Raw genomic sequence first — 18597 nt, 5'->3', positions numbered from 1 at the left:
CGACGATCATCGCCGCCGCGCCGTCATTGAGGCCCGAGGCGTTGCCCGCCGTCACTGTCCCGTCCGGCCGCACGACCGGTTTCAGCTTGGCGAGGGCGTTCAGCGAGGTGGCGCGCGGATGCTCGTCCACGGTGAAGACGACGGGGTCGCCGCGTCGCTGGGGCACGGAGACGGGCGTGATCTCGGCGTCGAACCGGCCCGAGGCCAGGGCGGAGGCGGCCTTGGTCTGGCTGTCCAGGGCGAAGGCGTCCTGCGCCTCACGACTGACGCCCCATTGTTCGGCGACGTTCTCGGCCGTTTGGGGCATCGTATCCACGCCATAGGCGGCGCGCAGGGCCGGGTTGATGAAGCGCCAGCCCATCGTCGTGTCTTCGATCGTCTGGGCGCGGTCGAAGGCGGTCGCGGCCTTGCCCATGACATAGGGGGCGCGGGTCATGCTCTCGGCGCCGCCCGCGATCACCAGCTCGGCCTCGCCCGCGCGGATGGCCTGCGCCGCCAGCCCCACGGCGTTGAGGCCCGAGCCGCACAGGCGGTTGATCGTCGATCCCGGCACGGTCTCGGGCAGGCCCGCCAGCAGCACGGCCATGCGCGCCACGTTGCGGTTGTCCTCGCCCGACTGATTGGCGCAGCCCAGGATGACGTCCTCGACGGCGCTCCAGTCCAGCGTGGCGTTGCGTTCGGCCAGCGCCCGCAGCGGGATCGCCGCCAGATCATCGGCGCGCACCGCTGACAGCCCGCCGTTCAGCCGTCCGACCGGGGTGCGGACGGCGTCGCAGATGAAGGCCTCGGTCATATGGCTTGCCCTATCGCTCGCCGCGCGGCGGCTCCCTGCATGAGGGCGGTCATGCCACCGCCGCCGCGATGGCCAGCGGGGCGCCGGTCCTGGCCGTGATCTCCTCGACCGTGACGCCGGGGGCGGTCTCGATCAGCGTCAGGCCGCCCTGTTTGCGGTCGACGGCGATGACGCCCAGATCGGTGATGATCAGATCCACGACCTTCCGACCGGTCAGGGGCAGGGCGCATTGCTCCAGAATCTTGGGCGAGCCGTCCTTAGCGACGTGGTCCATCACCACGACGATCCGCTTGACGCCGGCGACCAGATCCATGGCGCCGCCCATGCCCTTCACCATCTTGCCGGGGATGGTCCAGTTGGCGAGATCGCCGTTGGCGGCGACCTCCATCGCCCCCAGCACGGCCATGTCGATATGGCCGCCGCGGATCATGGCGAAGCTGTCGGCCGAGGAGAAGAAGCTGGACGTCGGCAGCACCGTCACCGTCTGCTTGCCGGCGTTGATCAGATCGGGGTCCGCCTCGCCCTCGAACGGGAAGGGACCGATGCCGAGCAGGCCGTTCTCGCTTTGCAGCGTGACCCGGACGCCTTCGGGCACATGGTTGGCGACCAGCGTCGGAATGCCGATGCCCAGATTCACATAGTAGCCGTCGCGCAGTTCCTGTCCGGCGCGGGCGGCCATCTCGTCGCGGGTCCAGCTCATGACAAGGCCTCCTCGCGCGGACGGGTCGTCAGCTTCTCGATGCGCTTTTCATTGATGGTGCTGAGGACGATGCGGTCGACATAGATGCCCGGCGTGTGGATGGCGTCGGGATCGAGGGCGCCTTCGGGGACGATCTCCTCGACTTCGACCACGATGGTCTTTCCGGCGGTCGCCATGTTCGGATTGAAGTTGCGCGCCGTCTTGCGGAACATCAGGTTCCCGGCCGGATCGGCCCGCCAGGCCTTGATGATCGACAGATCGGCGCGCAGCCAGGTCTCGCGCACATAGTCTTCGCCCTCGAAGGTCTCGACGGGCTTGCCCTCGGCGACGACGGTGCCGACGCCGGTGCGGGTATAGAAGGCGGGGATGCCTGCGCCCCCCGCCCGGATGCGTTCGGCCAGGGTGCCCTGCGGGTTCAGTTCCAGCTCCAGCTCGCCGGACAGATACTGCTGCTCGAACAGCTTGTTCTCGCCGACGTAGCTGGAGATCATCTTCTTCACCTGACGGCTCTCCAGCAGCATCCACAGGCCGAAGCCGTCGGCGCCTGCATTGTTGGAGATGACGGTCAGCCCGCCGACCCCGGAAGCCCTGATCTCGGGGATCAGGCTCTCAGGGTTGCCCGAGAGCCCGAAGCCGCCGGACATGATGGTCATGCCGTCGAACAACAGGCCCTCGAGCGCGGCGCGGGGAGAAGCGAAAATCTTGGACACGAACCGCAGGTCTTTCGATCAGGCCGCCGCGCGGGCGCGGCCGGACAGGTGCTCGTCCGCCTTGTCAGCGGCGCGCTGCAGGGTGAAGTCGAAGGCGACATAGGCGCTGTCGCCCTGACGCTGCGGCACCGGCAGCAGGCCGTCGCGCGTGGCGAAGGCGAAGTCGTCGGCCGCGAACGGATCGTCGCCGAAGTTGATCTGGGTCGTCAGCGAACGATAACCGGGCGCCTCGACGAAGAAGTGGACGTGGGCCGGGCGGTTGCCGTGGCGGCCGATGGCCTTCAGCATCCGATCGGTCGCGCCGTTCGGCGGCACCGAATAGCCGCTGGGGATCTTGGAGCTGAAGTAGTAGCGGCCGTCCGCGCCGACCTTGATGCGGCGGCGGTTGTTGAACGGGGTCTGCTCGCCGGTCGGGTCGAAGTGGGAATAGAAGCCCTTCGAATTGGCGTGCCAGACGTGAAGGATGGCGTCGGCCGGGGCCTCGCCGTCGGGACCGACGATGTTGCCGGTCATATAGAGGGTCTCGGTGTCGTCGGCGTCGTCCGTCAGGTTGACGTTCTCGCCTTCGACCAGCGGCGCGCCCTCGACATAGAGGGGGCCTTCGATGGTGCGCGGGGTGCCGCCGGTGCGGCCCGCCTCGGCGTCCTTGGCGTCGAGGAACAGGTCCATGAAGTGCTCAAGACCCGTGCCCGGCACGATCAGGCCGAACTCCTGGGCGCCGTCCTGGAAGAATTTGATCGCGCCCCAGAACTCGTCCTCGCTGACGTCATGCTTGGCGATGACGCGCATCAGGGCCTCGATCACGTCGCGGGTGATGGATTTCAATCGGGGATCGCCGCCCTCGACGGTCATGCCGCTGGCGCGGTCGAGAAGCTGTTGAACCTCGGGCGTGGCGACGAAATCTTCGGTCATGTCTTCTTCCTCTCCAATAGTGTTGGCCCTTGTGGGCTCTTAGCGATCGTCCTCGTGGATCGATGACGGATGGCGGCACAGGACGGTGACCTGGACGTCCATGTAGGGAAACAGCGGCAGGGTGCTGAGAAGGTCATGCAGCGTCTGGGCGTCGGCGACGTCGAAGACGCTGACGTTGCTGTATCGCCCCGCGACGCGCCACAGGTGGCGCCAGATTCCCTGACGCTGCAGATCCTGGGCGCGGGCCTTTTCCTCGGCCTTCAGCCGGTCGATCTTCGCCGGGTCGGCGTCGTGCGGAATGCGCACATCCATGGTCACATGAAACAGCATCGTCTTACCCCGCAACCAGTTTGGGCGTGATGACCGAGGTCCGGGAATCTCGATCGCGGCGGAGCGCCGCAATGGCGTCCTCGTTCAACTGAACGCCCAGACCCGGCCCGCTGGGCACGCTCAGGCAGCCGTCGGCGTAGTGCAGCGGCTCGACCAGCAGTTCCTCGGTCAGCAGCAGGGGGCCGAACAGTTCGGTGCCGAACTCGATCTCGGGCAGGGTGGCGAACAACTGGGCCGAGGCGATGGTGCCGACCGGCCCTTCCAGCATGGTGCCGCCGTAAAGGGCGACGCCCGCAGACTGGGCGACGCCCGCCAGACGCTTGGCCTCGGTCAGGCCGCCGGCCTGGGCGATCTTCAGGGCGAAGACGTCGGCCGCCTGACCGCAGGCCAGGGCGTAGCCGCTCTCGGGACCGTGCAGGGCTTCGTCGGCCATGATGGGGATCAGGCCCATCGCCGTCAGCCGCGCCATGCCCGCCGTCGCATGGGCGCGGATCGGCTGCTCGACCAGATCGACGCCCGCCTCGACCAACAGGGGCAGGGCGCGCTTGGCGGCGGCCTCGCTCCAGGCCTGGTTGACGTCGACGCGGATGCTGGCCCGGTCGCCCAGGGCGCGCTTGATCGCCGCGACGTGGGCCACGTCGTCCTGCACCGGGCGCTTGCCGATCTTCAGCTTGAAGGCGGCGTGGCGGCCCGACGCGATCATGGCTTCGGCCTCGGCGATGTCCTGGGCGGTGTCGCCGCTGGCCAAGGTCCACAGCACCGGCAGTCGGTCGCGGATGCGCCCGCCCAGCAGTTCGCTGACCGGCACGCCCAGGCGCTTGCCCTGAATGTCCAGCAAGGCGGTCTCGACGGCGTTCTTGGCGAAGCGGTTGTCGATGATCGAGCGGCGCAGGCGATCCATGATGACGGCCGGGCGGGTGGTGTCGGCGCCGATCAGCAGCGGCGTGAAATAGGCGTCGATCGCCAGCTTGATCCCTTCGGGGCTTTCGCCGCCGTAGGTCAGGCCGCCGATGGTGGTGCCTTCGCCGATCCCCTCGATCCCGTCGGCGCAGCGCAGGCGCACCAGGACCACGGTCTGCGACTGCATGGTGGCGACCGACAGGACGTGCGGCCGGATGGTCGGCACGTCGAGGACGATCGTCTCCACCCGTTCAATCGCTGATGCCTGCACCCTGTCGTCTCCGCGTTCTCTGTTGAGACCGACCTTAGGAGGCGTGTGTCATGACCCAAAATGCCGATTTGTTCAGAATTGATGCTGAAAAGGCATCAAGCGGCGCGGCTCTGCGTCCCGAGCAATCATCTGTCGAGCGATGTTCCGCCAAACTTCTGTCGCTGAAACTTGGCCGGACCGCCGTGGAAATGTGCGCGGATCATCATGGAGCCGCCCTAGTTTTCAGCGTCATCGCAGACGGGGCTGACGGGCATGAAGTTCGCTATTTCACCACGGGCGATCGCGCCTCTGACGATTGCGGGTTTGGCGCTGGCGACGGCGGTTCTGATTGCAGTCGTCCCCGGCCAGGCGCAGGCCGCCGAGGCGCTCCAGGCCGCGCACCGCCTGCTGTGACGCTGGCCGGAACGGCTGGGGCCTAAGGTCGTTCTGCCAGATGTCGCCTGCTGAGATCGCTGACCCGGAGCTTGATCCGGCGAGATCGGCTGCGCCGTCATGGGCGCTTTACCGACCCGTCAGAGCAGTTGTCTTTTCAGCGACAGGGACGGTTGCAATTTCACGCCTCTGGTCCATCTCATAAGCCAAGCTCGGCTGTGGGTGACGCGGCGGGCGGCAGAGGAGACAGGCGATGACCCAACAGAAATCAGGCTCCACGACGGGCGCAGGCGCTCCGGCGGTCAGTGATCGGAACTCGCTTACCGTCGGGCCGAACGGGCCCGTGGTGCTGCACGACGTGCACTTCCTGGAGCAGATGGCGCACTTCAACCGCGAGAAGGTTCCCGAGCGCCAGCCCCATGCCAAGGGCTCGGGCGCGTTCGGCGTGTTCGAAACCACGCACGACGTCTCGGCCTATACGAAGGCCTCGCTGTTCCAGCCCGGCGCGAAGACCGAAATGCTGGCGCGCTTCTCGACCGTGGCGGGCGAGCAAGGCAGCCCCGACACCTGGCGCGACGTGCGCGGCTTCTCGCTGAAATTCTATACGGACGAGGGCAACTACGACCTGGTCGGCAACAACACCCCGGTCTTCTTCGTGCGCGATCCGATGAAGTTCCCCCACTTCATCCGCAGCCAGAAGCGGCTGCCCGACTCCGGGCTGCGCGACAACCACATGCAGTGGGACTTCTGGACCAACAATCCCGAGTCGGCGCACCAGGTGACCTATCTGATGGGCGTGCGGGGCCTGCCGCGCACCTGGCGTCAGATGAACGGCTACGGCTCGCACACCTATATGTGGATCAACGCCGCGGGCGAGAAATTCTGGGTCAAGTACCACTTCCATACCCGCCAGGGCATGGCCTTCTTCTCCAACGCCGAGGCCGCCGCCATGTCGGGCGCCGACGCCGACTTCCACCGCCGCGACCTGTTCGACGCCATCGCGCGCGGCGAGCATCCGGTCTGGGATCTGTCGGTTCAGGTCATGCCCTACGCCGAGGCGGCGACCTATCGGTTCAACCCCTTCGACCTGACCAAGACCTGGTCGCACAAGGACTATCCGCTGATCCCGGTCGGCGTGATGACGCTGAACCGCAATCCGGAGAACTTCTTCGCCCAGATCGAACAGGCGGCCTTCTCGCCCGGCAACACCGTGCCCGGCATCGGCCTGTCGCCGGACAAGATGCTGCTGGGCCGGGCCTTCGCCTATAACGACGCCCAGCGGAACCGCATCGGGACCAACTTCCACCAGCTGCCGGTGAACCAGCCCAAGGTTCCGGTGAACACCTATATGTTCGACGGGCATATGGCCTATCACCACTCGGGCGCCCAGCCGGTCTATGCGCCCAACAGCGGCGGCCGCATCTGGTCGGACGAGACCGGCCCGGTTCATGACGGCTGGGAGGCCGACGGCGAACTGGTCCGCAGCGCCTATACGCTGCACGCCGAGGACGACGACTTCACCCAGCCGGGTATTCTGGTGCGCGAGGTGTTCAACGACGACCAGCGCGCCCAGTTGGTCGATCAGGTGGCGGGCAGCCTGCTGGGCGGCGTGCGTTCCCCGGTGCTGGAGCGCGCTTTCGACTATTGGAAGAGCATCGACCCGGACGTCGGCGGCCGTATCGAGGCGGCGGTGCGGGCGGGCGGCGCCCCGCGCCCGGCCGAGGGCATGGGCGAAGGCTGACGCCTGACATCCAAGGCCTGAATTGAAGCGCCCCCCGTTCCCTTGCCGGAGCGGGGGGCGTTTTGCGTCAGCGGGCGGTCGCCTCGATCAGGACGCGGGCCTGGGCGACGGCCGCCTCGGTGGTCAGTTCGCCGGCCTGGACCTGATCGGCCAGCTTCATCAGGGGCGGGGCGGTGATGGCGCCGGTCTCGGCTTCCTCTGCGACGCGGACGCCGCCGTCGCGGGCGATGATTGCGTCCCAGGCGTCGCGCACGGCCGCCCAGTAACACTTCGTCGCCGCCCAGTAGTCGTCGCCCGCCTTGGGCGAGAAGGCGGTGGAGGCGTCATAGCTGTTGATGACGTCTTCCTGGACGATGGCGACCGGCTCGCCGCCGTCCTTGCCCGACAGCTTCATATTGTCCTGGATGTGGACCCAGCCGTCGTGTTTCAGGATGTGGCGGTTGACGCCCAGATAGCGGTCGTAGACCGGGTTGCGCACCGCGTCGCGGCGGGCCAGCGGCCGCCAGGTCGGGCCGGAGGTCCAGGCGCTCAGCCCGTTCTCATAGCTCCAGCGGCCGACGCCGCCATAGCGCGGGGAATCGTCTGTCTGCCACACGGTCTGCGACCAGGCGCCCTCACGCTCGGCGGCGGGCACGGGCGAGGTGCGCCAGGTGTTGTCGCCGACATAGGTCAGGACGCTCTGCGGCTGATAGGTCCAGTCCTGGCGCCAGTGTTTGACGACGATGCTCTTGCCGCCGTGCTCCATCACCAGGATGTGCTGCAGGCTGATGCGGTCGCTGTGGTCATAGACGACGCGGACGATTTCGGTGCCGCTGGACAGCTGCTCTTCCAGCGGGTCGTAGTTCGCGACGAAGCTGACGTTTTCGCGCATGTCGAAGTGGACGCGGAACTCGCCCGCCTGGGCCAGGATGGACTGGCGGTCGCGCTCGAACTGGGGGCTGCGGGCAGGCGCGGCGGCCTGCGCCGTCTGGGCGGAGGCTGCCGTGGCGAGGGCGGCGGGCGCCGCCCCGGTCAACAGGGCGGCGGCGATCAGGATGGCGCGCATGGAAGGCTCCTTGGCGGCGGGTGATTTCAAGTCCGTCACAGGCGCACGCTCAGCGAAACGCCGACGTTGCGTCCCGGCTGGGTGAAGGCGTCCAGGGTTCCGGGGCTGGCGCCGACGGCGGGGCGGTTCAGGCCGCGCACGTCGCTCCACCAGGCGTATTTCTCGTCGAAGACGTTGAAGACGCCGGCGCGCAGGGTGGCCCGCTCGGCCACGTTCCAATAGGCGGTGACATCCAGCAGGGTGAAGCGCTCGCCCGGCCAGCACAGGCCGCCGCCGCACTCGTGGTTCGACTTCTTGTCCGACCAGGTGACGGTGGCGCTCCCGCCCCAGACGCCCGAAGGCGCGGCGTAGTTCAGGCCGCCGACCAGCTTGATCGGATCGACGCTGGTCAGGGCGCCGCGCTCGCCCTCCGTCTCCTGTTCGCCGTCGGCGAAGGAGGCGGCGACGATGGTCGAGAAGCCGTTGTCCCAATGAATGTCGCCGCGCGCTTCCAGACCCCAGATCTTCACCGTGGTCAGGTTGACGTACTGATAGATCAGCGGATCGACGCCGGGACGGCCCGTGCCGCGCACCACCACCTGGTTGATGAAGTCGTCGTATTCCGTGCGGAAGGCCGTCGTCTGCAGCGACAGGCTCCCGCCGAAGAGGTCCAGGTTACGGAAGCGGAAGCCGCCCTCGATGCTCTCGCTGGTCTCGGGCTTCAGGTCCGGGTTGGGGATGGACTCATAGCCGAACACCGGGTTGGCGAAGAAGTTGTTCACCTGCATCGGCGAGGGCGCCTTGAAGCCCTGGGCGTAGTTGGCGAAGACGCCGAAGTGATCGTCGGCCCAGTAGATGGCGCCGATCTTGGGCGACAGGCGGCTGTCGCTCTGCTTCTCGGCGGCGGCGGGGAAGAGGGCGTCCTTCTTGGGCGTCAGCTCATACCAGTCGTAGCGAAGGGCCGGGATGATGCTGAGGCGGCCGCCCAGCAGGTCGATCTCGTCCTGAATGAACAGGCCCGCCAGGTCGAACTCGGTCTTGGGGAAGGGGCGAGCGGGGAAGGGCTCGCCCATCGGCGGGACCGTGCCGTCGCGGACGCCTTCCTGGGTCGTGCGCGACCAGTCGGCGCCGACGGTGATCCGGTGACGGACGGCCTCGCCGCCTAAGCTCTTGGACCCCTGCGCCGCCAGGCCCCAGACGGCGTTGTCGAACGTCACGTCACGGGTGCGGTCGACCGCAGGCGTGCGGTCTTCATAGGTGAACTGGCGCGTGGTCGAATCCTGCCAGAAGGCGGCCACAGAGCCGGAATCGAGACCCAGAACGTCATCGAAACGCCAGTCGAGGCTGACGCGATCACGCTGGGTCTCGTCATGAGCGGTCAGGCCGACGACAGTGGCCGAGTAGCTGCTCAGCGCCTCGCCATCCATCTCCTGATCGAAGTGGTCGTAGGTCAGGCGCAGGGTGTGATGATCGTTCACGTCCCAGACCAGCTTGGCCAGCACGGCGTTGGAGGCGAAGTCCTGGGGGTTGGGCTGGGTGCGGGCCGCGCCCACGCCGCCCGTCTCGGCCATGTTCTCGGTCTCCTGAGCGTCACGGCGGGTGTAGGCCAGCAGGCCCGAGAAGGCGCCGCTGCGCCCGGCCAGGGCCAGGCCCTCGGTCCAGCCCTCGTCAGCGGAGTTGTAGCCGACGCGCGCACGGGCGCCGAAGTTGCGGCCCGCCTCGATGAAGTCGGACGGGTCTTTCGAGGTGAAGCTGACGGCGCCGGCGATGCCGTCCGACCCATAGAGGGCCGAGGCCGGACCGCGCAGGATCTCGACCGACTTGACCAGATCCAGGTCGTTATAGCCGCCGCGACCGACCGACTGGGCGCCGAAGGCGAAGCCGTCCGGCACGCGCACGCCGTCCTGAACGATCAGCACGCGGTTGCCGCCCATGCCGCGGATGGTGAAGCCGGAATTGCCGTCGCGCCCGGCGCCCGAGAGGGCGGCCGAAAAACGGGCGGGGCTGGTCGGGACGCTGACGCCCGGCTCGAACCGGATCAGATCCTTGATGTCGGTGACGAGGTTGGTCTCGATCGCCTCGGCGGTGATGACGCTGACGCTGGCGGGCACCTCATCGACGCGGCGTTCGGTGCGGGTGCCGACGACGGTGACCGGCGCCACGCGCACGGGCTCGTTCAGATCGATCGCATGGTCCTCGACGGCGGGCGCGGCGATGGCGGGAGCGGCGGCGGCGAGGGCGGTCAGCCCGACGGAAATCATGAGTAGCGAGCGCATCGGCGAAACCCCGGTTGAAACTGGGCTCGCTTTAGTGCGAACGATTATCAGAATCAATCTTAGTCTTTTTGCGTCCTAATCGCTCCTGCTACGGTCACAATCGCGCCAACTCGTCGCTTTGACGCAAGCGCGTCATTTCCCTTAGGAAAAACTCTGGCAGAACGATGAGGCGCGATCCGCAGCCTTTCGGACGCCGTCCCAAAATCTTTCGGAGATGATCGACACGCCCGTGCCCGCCAGCTTCCTCCTGCTCGTCATCCTGCTCCTGCCCTTCATCGGGGCCATGATCGCCTCGGGTCTGCCGCGTCACGCACGGACCTCTGCGGCCGTCCTGTCGTGGATCATCGCCCTGATCAGCGTCGGCTGTCTGGCGGTGCTCTGGCCTAGGTTCCAGGACGGGGAGGTGCTGAAGCTGACCCTGGCCTGGTTGCCGTCGCTGGGGGTCAATCTGACCATTCGCCTGGACGGCCTGTCCTGGCTGTTCAGCGCCCTGATCTTGGGGATCGGCGCGCTCGTGGTCCTGTATGCGCGCTACTACATGTCGCCGAAGGATCCGGTGCCGCGCTTCTTCTCCTTCCTGCTGGCCTTCATGGGCGCCATGCAGGGCGTGGTGCTGTCGGGCAATCTGATCCAGCTGGTCGTCTTCTGGGAGCTGACCAGCCTCTTCTCCTTCCTGCTGATCGGCTACTGGCACCAGAACGCCTCGGCGCGCGAGGGCGCGCGCATGGCCCTGACCATCACCGCCACGGGCGGCGTGGCCCTGCTGGTCGGCATGATCCTGATCGGGCGCATCGTCGGCAGCTATGAGCTGGACGCCGTCATCGGCGCGCGCGACGTCATCTTGGCCAGCCCGATGTACCCGGTCGCCCTGGGTCTGATCCTGATCGGCGCCCTGACCAAGAGCGCCCAGTTCCCGTTCCACATCTGGCTGCCGCGCGCCATGGCGGCGCCCACGCCGGTCAGCGCCTATCTGCACTCGGCGACCATGGTGAAGGCCGGCGTCTTCCTGCTGATGCGGTTCTGGCCCGTCTTCGGCGAGACCGAGATGTGGTATTTCGTGGTCGGCGGCCTGGGCCTGACGACCCTGCTGGTCGGCGCCTGGTGCGCCATCTTCCAGCACGACCTGAAGGGCCTGTTGGCCTATTCGACCATCAGCCACCTGGGCCTGATTTGTCTGCTGCTGGGCCTGGGGTCGGACCTGGGCGCCATCGCCGCCATCTTCCACACCATCAACCACGCCACCTTCAAGGCCTCGCTGTTCATGGCGGCGGGCATCATCGACCACGAGGCCGGCTCGCGCGACATGCGCAAGCTCAGCGGCCTGATCCGCTTCATGCCGATCACCGCCACCCTGGCCATGGTCGCCGCAGCCGCCATGGCGGGCGTGCCCCTGCTGAACGGCTTCCTGTCCAAGGAGATGTTCCTGGCCGAGGCCCTGGCCAGCACCCAGACCTCGGCGCTGAACCAGGCCCTGCCGGTGCTGGCGACCCTGGCGAGCGCCTTCAGCGTCCTCTATTCGCTGCGCTTCATCCATACGACCTTCTTCGGCCCGCCGCCGACCGAGCTGGATCGCGTCCCGCACGAGCCGCCGGGCTGGATGCGGCGTCCGATCGAGGTGCTGGTGGCCCTGTGTCTGCTGGTCGGCGTCTTTCCCGCCGTCACCGTCGGTCCCTTCCTGCGCAGCGCCGCCGTGACCATGCTGGGCTTCGATCTGCCCTATTACAGCCTGGCCCTTTGGCACGGCTTCAACCTGCCGCTGCTGCTCAGCGTCATCGCCATGGCGGGCGGGATCGGCCTCTACGCCGTGTTCGGCAAGGCGCTGAACGCCAATCCGCGCGGCGGCCCCTGGGGCATGAAGCGGCTCAACGGCGGCTATCTGTTCGAGCGGTCTCAGGTCATCCTGATGGACCTGTCGCAGTGGATCGTGCGCTGGCTGGGCGCGCAGCGCCTGCAGCCGCAACTGCGCCTGATCCTGCTGACGGCCCTGCTGTCGGCGGCTGTGGCGGCGGCGGGCGGCTTCGTGCTGACCTGGCCCGAGTTCCGCGTTCCCCAGGCGCACAACCTGGCCTTCGCCGCCCTGTGGCTGGCGGGCGGGGCCTGCGCCCTGGCCGCCGCCTGGCAGGCCAAATATCACCGCCTGGCCGCCGTCATCCTGATGGGCGGGGCCGGTCTGGCCAGCTGTCTGACGTTCGTCTGGCTGTCGGCGCCCGATCTGGCCCTGACCCAGCTAGTGGTCGAGGTGGTGACGACGGTGCTGCTGCTGCTGGGCCTGCGCTGGCTGCCCAAGCGGCTGGCTGAGATCCATGTGCCCGAGTCCGAGCAGCGCCGCGCGCGCTGGCGTCGTCGTCTCGACCGGGGGATCGCCGTCTGCGCCGGCGCCGGCGTGGCCCTGATCGCCTGGGCCGTCATGGTGCGCCCGCCGGTGGAGGGCGTGTCGCGATTCTTCGTCGAGAAGGCCTATGAGGAGGCGGGCGGCCGCAACGTCGTCAACGTCATCCTGGTCGACTTCCGCGCCTTCGACACCTTCGGCGAGATCACCGTCCTGGGCGTCGTCGGCCTGACGGTGCTGGCCCTGTTGCGTCGTTTCCGCCCGGCCAGCGACAGCCTGTCCCAGCCGATGCAGAAGCGGGTGCAGGACGCCTCGGATCGCGCCCGCGAAGGCCGCACCGAGGGCGACACTCTCAGCGACACCATGCTGATCCCCGGCGTGGTGATGCGCTGGCTGTTCCCCTTCATCATCCTGCTGGCCGTGCACCTGTTCTTGCGCGGGCATGACCTGCCCGGCGGCGGCTTCGCGGCGGGGGTGGCGCTGTCGATCGCCTTCATCCTGCAATACATGTCGTCCGGCGCCCGCTGGGTGGAGGAGCGGCTGGAGATCCGCCCGATCATCTGGATCGGCGTCGGCCTGCTGCTGGCCGCGCTCAGCGGGGCGGTGGGCTGGATCTTCGATCAGCCCTTCTTGACCACCTATTTCCAGTACGCCGATCTGCCGCTGCTGGGCCGCGTGCCGCTGGCCAGCGCCGTCCTGTTCGACCTGGGCGTGGTGGTGCTGGTGGTCGGCGCCACGGTGCTGGTGCTGGTCGCCCTGGCTCACCAGTCGCTGCGCCGCGCGCGCATTGAGGAAGCTGAGGCCGAAGCGGAAGCCGAGGCCGAGCAGAAGGGAGGGGCGCAATGACCCAGATCGTCCTGGCCCTGGCCATCGGCGTCCTGACCGGTTCGGGCGTGTGGCTGATGCTGCGCCCGCGAACCTTCCAGGTCATCATCGGCCTGTCGTTGGTTTCCTATGCGGTCAACCTGTTCATCTTCTCCATGGGGCGGCTGCGTTCGGCCGCGCCGCCGATCACCAGCAAGGGCGCGGAAGACCCGGCCCTCTACGCCGATCCGACGCCCCAGGCCCTGGTGCTGACGGCCATCGTCATCAGCTTCGCCCTGACGGCCCTGTTCCTGGTGGTGCTGCTGGCCTCGCGCGGCGAGACCGGCAGCGACCATGTCGACGGCCAGGAGGCGCCCGAATGACCGACTGGCAGGAACATCTGATCATCGGGCCGATCGTCCTGCCCATGGTCATCGCCGCGGCCATGCTGCTGTTCGACGAGCGCCGCCGCCTGCTGAAGGGCGGCCTCAGCCTGTTCGCCATGGCGGCCATCCTGGCCATGGCCCTGGCCCTGCTGCACGAGAGCGCGACCGGGGCGACGGGCGGGGGCGACACCGCCCGCGTCTATCAACTGGGCGACTGGCCGGCGCCGTTCGGCGTCGTCCTGGTGGCGGACCGTCTGTCGACCCTGATGGTGGCCCTGACCAGCGTCCTGGGCGCCTGCTCCATGATCTTCGCCCTGGCGCGCTGGGACCGGGCGGGGCCGCGTTTCCACGCCCTGTTCCTGCTGCTGGTCATGGGGGTCAACGGGGCCTTCCTGACGGGCGACCTGTTCAACCTCTTCGTCTTCTTCGAGATCATGCTGGCGGCCTCCTACGGCCTGGCGCTGCATGGGTCGGGCGAGGCGCGCATCCGGGCGGGCCTGGCCTATATCGCCGTCAACCTGACGGCCTCCATGCTGTTCCTGATCGGGGTCAGCCTGATCTACGGCGTGACCGGCACGCTCAACATGGCCGATCTGGCCGTGCGCATCCCCCAGATCGCCGAGGCGGACCGGGGCCTGTTCCACGTCGGCGCGGCCGTCCTGGGCGTGGCCTTCCTGACCAAGTGCGCCATGTGGCCGCTGGGCTTCTGGCTGACCACCACCTATTCGGCGGCCAGCGCCCCGGCGGCGGCCGTCTTCGCCATCCTGTCCAAGGTCGGCGCCTATGTGATCATCCGCCTCAGCTTCCTGCTGTTCGCGCCGGACAGCGGCGCCTCGGCCGGATTCGGTCAGTTGTGGATTCTGCTGGGCGGGCTGGCGACCATCGGCTTCGGCACCGCCGGGATGATCGCCGCGCGCGACCTGTCGATCGCCGCCGCCTACGCCGTCATCGTCTCGTCGGGCACGGTGCTGGCGGCCGTCGGCATCGGCAACGCCGATGTCCTGGGCGGAGCGGTCTTCTACCTGGTCGGCTCGACCCTGGCCTGCGGCGCCCTGTTCATGCTGGCCGAGGTGCTGAACCGGGGCCAGGATCCCGGCGCGCGTTCGGGCCGCGCCGTGTTCGAGGATGAATATATCGACCCCTTTGACGACGAAGAGCGCAACGAGCCCGGTCTCGTCATCCCGGCGGCCGTGGCGGCCCTGGGCGGCGCCTTCCTGATCTCGACCCTGATGATCGCGGGCCTGCCGCCGCTGGCGGGCTTCATCGGCAAGCTGGCGATGATGGACGCCCTGTCGGGCGTCGGCGGCTGGGCGGGCTACACGGTGATCGCGGCCTTGTCCCTGGCGTCGCTGGGCGCCCTGATCGGGCTGACCCGCCTGGGCATGGCGGCCCTGTGGGCGCGGGACGACGACGCCGAGCCGGCGGTCGTGGTCGGCGCCGCCGAGGGCGTGGCCATCGCGGGCCTGCTGGCGGCCTGCATCTTCCTGGCGATCTTCGGCGAGGCGGGCTTCGCCTACGCCGACCACACGGCCGACTGGCTGGTGCGGCCCGACGCCTATGTCCGCGCAGTGCTGGGAGGCGGCTCATGATCCGGGCGGTCCTGCCGCACCCCATCCTGTCGCTGGCCCTGTTCGGGGCCTCGCTGTTGCTCAGCGGGTCGGCCGCGCCGCCGTCCCTGGCGCTGGCCCTGCTGATGGCCCTGGCCGCGCCCCACATCATGCGCGCTCTGGAGGTCGAACCGGTTCGCGTCAGAAAGCCGCTGACCCTGCTGAGCTTCGCCGTGGTGGTGATGCGCGACATCATCCGGTCGAACTGGGAGGTCGCCCTGGTCGTGCTGGGGCTGAACGCCTCGCGCGACAGCCGCGTCTCGGGCTTTGTCCATATTCCGCTGGAGATGCGCGACCGCTACGGCCTGGCTGTGCTGGCGGTGATCATCACCAGCACGCCGGGCACCATCTGGGTCGAGTATGAGGACGCGACGGGCGTGCTCCTGCTGCACATCCTCGACCTGCGGGAGGGCGACGACTGGGAGGACCGCATTAAGAACCGCTATGAGCGCCGCCTGATGGAGATCTTCGAATGAGCGGCGCCGTCTTCTACTGGGCGCTGGTTCTGGCGCAGCTGTTCCTGGCCGGTGCGGCCCTGATCGGCGTCTGGCGCATCGCCAAGGGGCCGCGCGCCCAGGACCGCATCCTGGGCCTGGACACCCTCTATCAGGCGGGGATGCTGCTGATCGTCGCCTTCGGGGTGCGGACGGGCAGCCATCTGTATTTCTATGCGGCGGTGATCATCGGCATGCTGGGCTTCACCTCCTCGGTCGCCCTGGCCAAATTCCTGATGCGCGGCGAGGTGATCGAATGAGCGACTTTCCCGCAAATGTCCCGGCCTGGGCGGCGCTGCTGGCGGCGGCGCTGGTGCTGGCCGGTTCCGGCCTGACCTTCATCGGCGCATTAGGCCTGGTGCGGCTCAAGACCTTCTACGAGCGGGTTCACGCCCCTACGCTGGGGGCGACGCTGGGCATGTTCCTGATCCTGGGCGGATCGGTGGTCTATTTCACCGCGGCCGAGGGGCGGTTCATGCCGGTCGAGCTGCTGGTGGCGGTCTTCTTCACGGTGACGACGCCGGTGACGCTGATCATCCTGGCGCGCGCGGCCCTGTTCCGCGACCGGACCGATCGTTCCGGCGAAGGGGTTCGGGTGCCGCTGGAGGGCGAATGCGCCGGCGTGGTCCGCACGCCGCCCGACCTGACGGCTATTGATCCTCGTCGAAGCGACGCGCCACAAGGTCGGTAAGGGCGGCGACGGCCTCGGCGGCGTCCGGCCCCTCGGCCTTCACCTCGACGCCGCAGCCGATCCCGGCGCCCAGCATCAGCAGACCCATGATCGAGCGGGCGTCCACGGTCACGCCGTCGCGCGTCACCTGGATCTCGGATTCGAACTCGGAGGCCAGTTTGACGAACTTGGCCGAGGCGCGGGCGTGCAGGCCGCGCTGGTTGCAGATGTTCAGCACCGCCTGGGCGGAAGAGGCGACGTCGCTCATTTCTCGCCCGCCAGCACCCACGACGCCACCGAGATGTATTTGCGGCCCGCATCCTGAGCGTGGGCCACGCAGGCCTCCAGCGTCTCGCGGCCGCGCACGCTGGCCAGCTTGATCAGCATGGGCAGGTTCAACCCGGCGATGACCTCGGCGCCGGTCTGCTCCATCACCGAGATGGCCAGGTTGGACGGCGTGCCGCCGAACATGTCGGTCAGCAGGATGACGCCCTCGCCTTCATCGACGGCGGCGGCGGCGTCGACGATGTCGCGGCGGCGCCGCTCCATGTCGTCTTCAGGGCCGATGCAGATGGCGGCGACGCCGCGCTGCGGCCCCACCACGTGCTCCATCGCCGACAGGAATTCGGAGGCCAGGCCCCCGTGGGTGACGATCACCAGCCCGATCATATAGGCTTCACCAAAGACATCCCCAGCTCGCCTCGACGAGCGACAAGCCTCGTTTCATAGGGCAATCGCGGCGCGGATCAAAGGGCGCCGTCGTCGCGCCCTAGCGGACGCTTTGCGACGAGCGCCATCGCCGCCGCCACGACCAGGGGCGCCGAGGCCGGACGCGGGTCCAGAACCAGGCGCGGAATCGCGATTCCGTCGATCACGTCCTGGTCCGCTTCGGGCATCCGCTCGACCGGTTCATGGGTTAGATGCAGCGACAGGGCGATCCGCGTCAGGGGCAGGAAAGGCCGGCTGACGACGCCCAGGCCCCGCACCTCCATCCGTCCGGCGATGGTCGCGGGCGCGGCGGCGTAGAGGGCGCCCTTGCAGGCGAAAACCTCGACCCAGTCATCGCCGACCAGCCGCCAGCCGTTCTGCATCAGCCGCAGGGCCAGGTCGCTCTTGCCCGCGCCGGATCGTCCCCGGATCAGCACGCCGCGCCAGGCGCCTTCGAGGCGGGTGGCGACGACGGTGGCGTGCAGGGGCTGGCGCGACGCGGTCATGAGCGTCGGATCACGGGCGCTTGCCCGTCGCCGGCAACCGCACCTCGAAGCGGGCGCCGACCACGGCGCCGTCGGGGCCGGTGCGGTTCTCGGCGTGGACATGCCCGCCGTGGGCGTCGATGATCTGGCGCACGATGGCCAGGCCTAGGCCTGAGTTGGCGCCGAAGGCCGTGCCCTTGGGCCGCGAGGTGTAGAAGCGCTCGAACACCGTCTCCAGGTTGTCGGCCGGGATGCCGGGGCCGTCGTCCTCGACGCGGACGCGCAGGGGCAGGTCGGGCTGGCTGTCGTCACGCTCCAGGCTCACCCGCACTTCGCCGTCGGGCGGGCTGAAGGAGCGGGCGTTGTCGATCAGGTTGCGGAACACCTGCCCCAGAGGAATGTCGCGGCCGATGACGCGGGCGCTGTCGGCGGTCGAGACGAAGCGCACCGGGGGCTCGCCCGGCTTCTGTCCGGCCTCATAGACGCCGATGATGTCGCCCAGCAGTTCCTTCAGATCGATGGCGCGCGGGCGGTCGCGCGACAGTTCGGCGTCCAGGCGCGAGGCGTTGGAGATGTCGGTGATCAGGCGATCCAGCCGCCGCACGTCCTGCTGCAGCAGATTGGTCAGGCGGGCCCGCTGCTCATCGGTCTTGACCAGGGGCAGGGTCTCCAGCGCCGAACGGATCGAGGTCAGGGGGTTCTTGATCTCGTGGCTGACGTCGGCGGCGAACCGCTCGATGGCGTCCATGCGCGTCGACAGGGTGTCGGTCATGGATTCAAGCGCGCGGGCCAGGTCGCCGATCTCGTCGCGACGGTCCTCGAGGTCGGGCAGGGAGATGGCGCGGGCGCGCTGCAGGCGCACCTGATCCGCCGCCGCCGACAGCCGCATCACCGGCCGCGCCACGAACAGGTGCAGCACCAGCGACGCCAGCAGGTTCACCGCCAACGCCACCAGGGCGAAAGGCATCAGGGCGCGGCGTTGCGCGTCCAGGGTGGCGTTGACGTCGCCGGCTTCCAGGGTCAGCACGCCCAGCACCTGCTGCACATGGCGCACGGGCAGGGAGACGGAGACGACGCGCTCGCCC

20 protein-coding genes are annotated in these 18597 nt (G+C 68.4%); 8 read left to right on the top strand and 12 right to left on the bottom strand.

Annotation, left to right across the window (positions count from 1 at the left end; genetic code table 11):
- The 6 genes from BDIM_RS03670 to BDIM_RS03645 all read right to left on the bottom strand — a co-directional run.
- A partial coding sequence (locus BDIM_RS03670; RefSeq protein ID WP_040344678.1) for an acetyl-CoA C-acyltransferase occupies window positions 1-793 on the bottom strand: 793 nt, incomplete at its 3' end.
- Window positions 794-842: 49 nt separating this feature from the next.
- The gene (locus BDIM_RS03665) at window positions 843-1493 is read right to left on the bottom strand and encodes a 3-oxoacid CoA-transferase subunit B (RefSeq protein WP_003164228.1); all 651 of its coding nucleotides are present in this window, start codon (window positions 1491-1493) and stop codon (window positions 843-845) included.
- Entirely contained in the window at window positions 1490-2212 is a 723-nt protein-coding gene (locus BDIM_RS03660) for a CoA transferase subunit A (protein WP_211205963.1), read from the bottom strand. Before BDIM_RS03660 ends, BDIM_RS03665 begins: the two co-directional genes overlap by 4 nt.
- A 9-nt stretch (window positions 2213-2221) precedes the next feature.
- On the bottom strand, window positions 2222-3115 hold the full coding sequence (locus BDIM_RS03655) for a dioxygenase family protein (protein WP_003164226.1): 894 nt from the start codon (window positions 3113-3115) through the stop codon (window positions 2222-2224).
- 39 nt (window positions 3116-3154) lie between these two features.
- Window positions 3155-3445 (bottom strand): muconolactone Delta-isomerase, encoded by a 291-nt coding sequence (gene catC / locus BDIM_RS03650; protein WP_003164225.1) that lies wholly within the window; start codon window positions 3443-3445, stop codon window positions 3155-3157.
- Window positions 3446-3449: 4 nt separating this feature from the next.
- Complete coding sequence (locus BDIM_RS03645) at window positions 3450-4616, bottom strand: muconate/chloromuconate family cycloisomerase (RefSeq protein ID WP_172575521.1); 1167 nt, start codon at window positions 4614-4616, stop codon at window positions 3450-3452.
- Window positions 4617-4868: 252 nt separating this feature from the next.
- Here BDIM_RS03645 and BDIM_RS17395 point away from each other — a divergent pair, with 252 nt between their 5' ends.
- Complete coding sequence (locus BDIM_RS17395; RefSeq protein WP_003164223.1) at window positions 4869-5009, top strand: hypothetical protein; 141 nt, start codon at window positions 4869-4871, stop codon at window positions 5007-5009.
- A 232-nt stretch (window positions 5010-5241) separates the two neighbouring features.
- Window positions 5242-6729: a catalase gene (locus tag BDIM_RS03640; RefSeq protein ID WP_040344677.1), complete on the top strand. Its 1488-nt coding sequence runs from the start codon at window positions 5242-5244 to the stop codon at window positions 6727-6729.
- 67 nt (window positions 6730-6796) lie between these two features.
- Here BDIM_RS03640 and BDIM_RS03635 read toward each other — a convergent pair whose 3' ends face one another.
- A complete protein-coding gene (locus BDIM_RS03635) occupies window positions 6797-7774 on the bottom strand; it encodes a DUF6607 family protein (RefSeq protein ID WP_040344676.1) in 978 nt (325 codons plus the stop codon).
- A 35-nt stretch (window positions 7775-7809) separates the two neighbouring features.
- Window positions 7810-10029, bottom strand: a complete 2220-nt coding sequence (locus BDIM_RS03630) for a TonB-dependent hemoglobin/transferrin/lactoferrin family receptor (protein ID WP_088491779.1) — start codon at window positions 10027-10029, stop codon at window positions 7810-7812.
- A gap of 214 nt (window positions 10030-10243) precedes the next feature.
- Between BDIM_RS03630 and BDIM_RS03625 the strand changes: the two genes are divergently transcribed.
- The 6 genes from BDIM_RS03625 to mnhG are packed head-to-tail and all read left to right on the top strand — an operon-like array spanning window position 10244 to window position 16340.
- On the top strand, window positions 10244-13204 hold the full coding sequence (locus BDIM_RS03625; protein ID WP_003164219.1) for a monovalent cation/H+ antiporter subunit A: 2961 nt from the start codon (window positions 10244-10246) through the stop codon (window positions 13202-13204).
- Entirely contained in the window at window positions 13201-13545 is a 345-nt protein-coding gene (locus tag BDIM_RS03620; protein WP_003164218.1) for a Na+/H+ antiporter subunit C, read from the top strand. Before BDIM_RS03625 ends, BDIM_RS03620 begins: the two co-directional genes overlap by 4 nt.
- Window positions 13542-15137 carry a monovalent cation/H+ antiporter subunit D gene (locus BDIM_RS03615; RefSeq protein WP_003164217.1) on the top strand — a complete coding sequence of 532 codons (1596 nt, stop codon included), beginning with the start codon at window positions 13542-13544 and terminating at the stop codon, window positions 15135-15137. The genes BDIM_RS03620 and BDIM_RS03615 overlap by 4 nt, the downstream gene beginning before the upstream one ends.
- Window positions 15134-15631, top strand: coding sequence for a Na+/H+ antiporter subunit E (locus tag BDIM_RS03610; protein ID WP_003164216.1), 498 nt, complete (start codon window positions 15134-15136; stop codon window positions 15629-15631). The genes BDIM_RS03615 and BDIM_RS03610 overlap by 4 nt, the downstream gene beginning before the upstream one ends.
- A complete protein-coding gene (locus tag BDIM_RS03605) occupies window positions 15628-15909 on the top strand; it encodes a K+/H+ antiporter subunit F (RefSeq protein WP_003164215.1) in 282 nt (93 codons plus the stop codon). The genes BDIM_RS03610 and BDIM_RS03605 overlap by 4 nt, the downstream gene beginning before the upstream one ends.
- Window positions 15906-16340: a monovalent cation/H(+) antiporter subunit G gene (gene mnhG / locus BDIM_RS03600; RefSeq protein ID WP_003164214.1), complete on the top strand. Its 435-nt coding sequence runs from the start codon at window positions 15906-15908 to the stop codon at window positions 16338-16340. The genes BDIM_RS03605 and mnhG overlap by 4 nt, the downstream gene beginning before the upstream one ends.
- Here mnhG and BDIM_RS03595 read toward each other — a convergent pair.
- The 4 genes from BDIM_RS03595 to BDIM_RS03580 all read right to left on the bottom strand — a co-directional run.
- A complete protein-coding gene (locus BDIM_RS03595) occupies window positions 16300-16587 on the bottom strand; it encodes an HPr family phosphocarrier protein (RefSeq protein WP_040344675.1) in 288 nt (95 codons plus the stop codon). The two genes, mnhG and BDIM_RS03595, sit on opposite strands and share 41 nt — an antisense overlap.
- Complete coding sequence (locus tag BDIM_RS03590) at window positions 16584-16988, bottom strand: PTS sugar transporter subunit IIA (protein ID WP_003164212.1); 405 nt, start codon at window positions 16986-16988, stop codon at window positions 16584-16586. Before BDIM_RS03590 ends, BDIM_RS03595 begins: the two co-directional genes overlap by 4 nt.
- Window positions 16989-17065: 77 nt before the next feature.
- Window positions 17066-17533 (bottom strand): HPr kinase/phosphorylase, encoded by a 468-nt coding sequence (locus BDIM_RS03585; protein ID WP_003164211.1) that lies wholly within the window; start codon window positions 17531-17533, stop codon window positions 17066-17068.
- Between the two features lie 10 nt (window positions 17534-17543).
- Window positions 17544-18597, bottom strand: a 1054-nt coding sequence (locus tag BDIM_RS03580) for a sensor histidine kinase (RefSeq protein WP_040344674.1), incomplete at its 5' end; no start/stop codon positions are given.

The organism is Brevundimonas diminuta ATCC 11568, assembly GCF_000204035.1.
Lineage (GTDB): Bacteria > Pseudomonadota > Alphaproteobacteria > Caulobacterales > Caulobacteraceae > Brevundimonas > Brevundimonas diminuta.
This window is presented reverse-complemented; position numbering and strand designations above follow the sequence as displayed.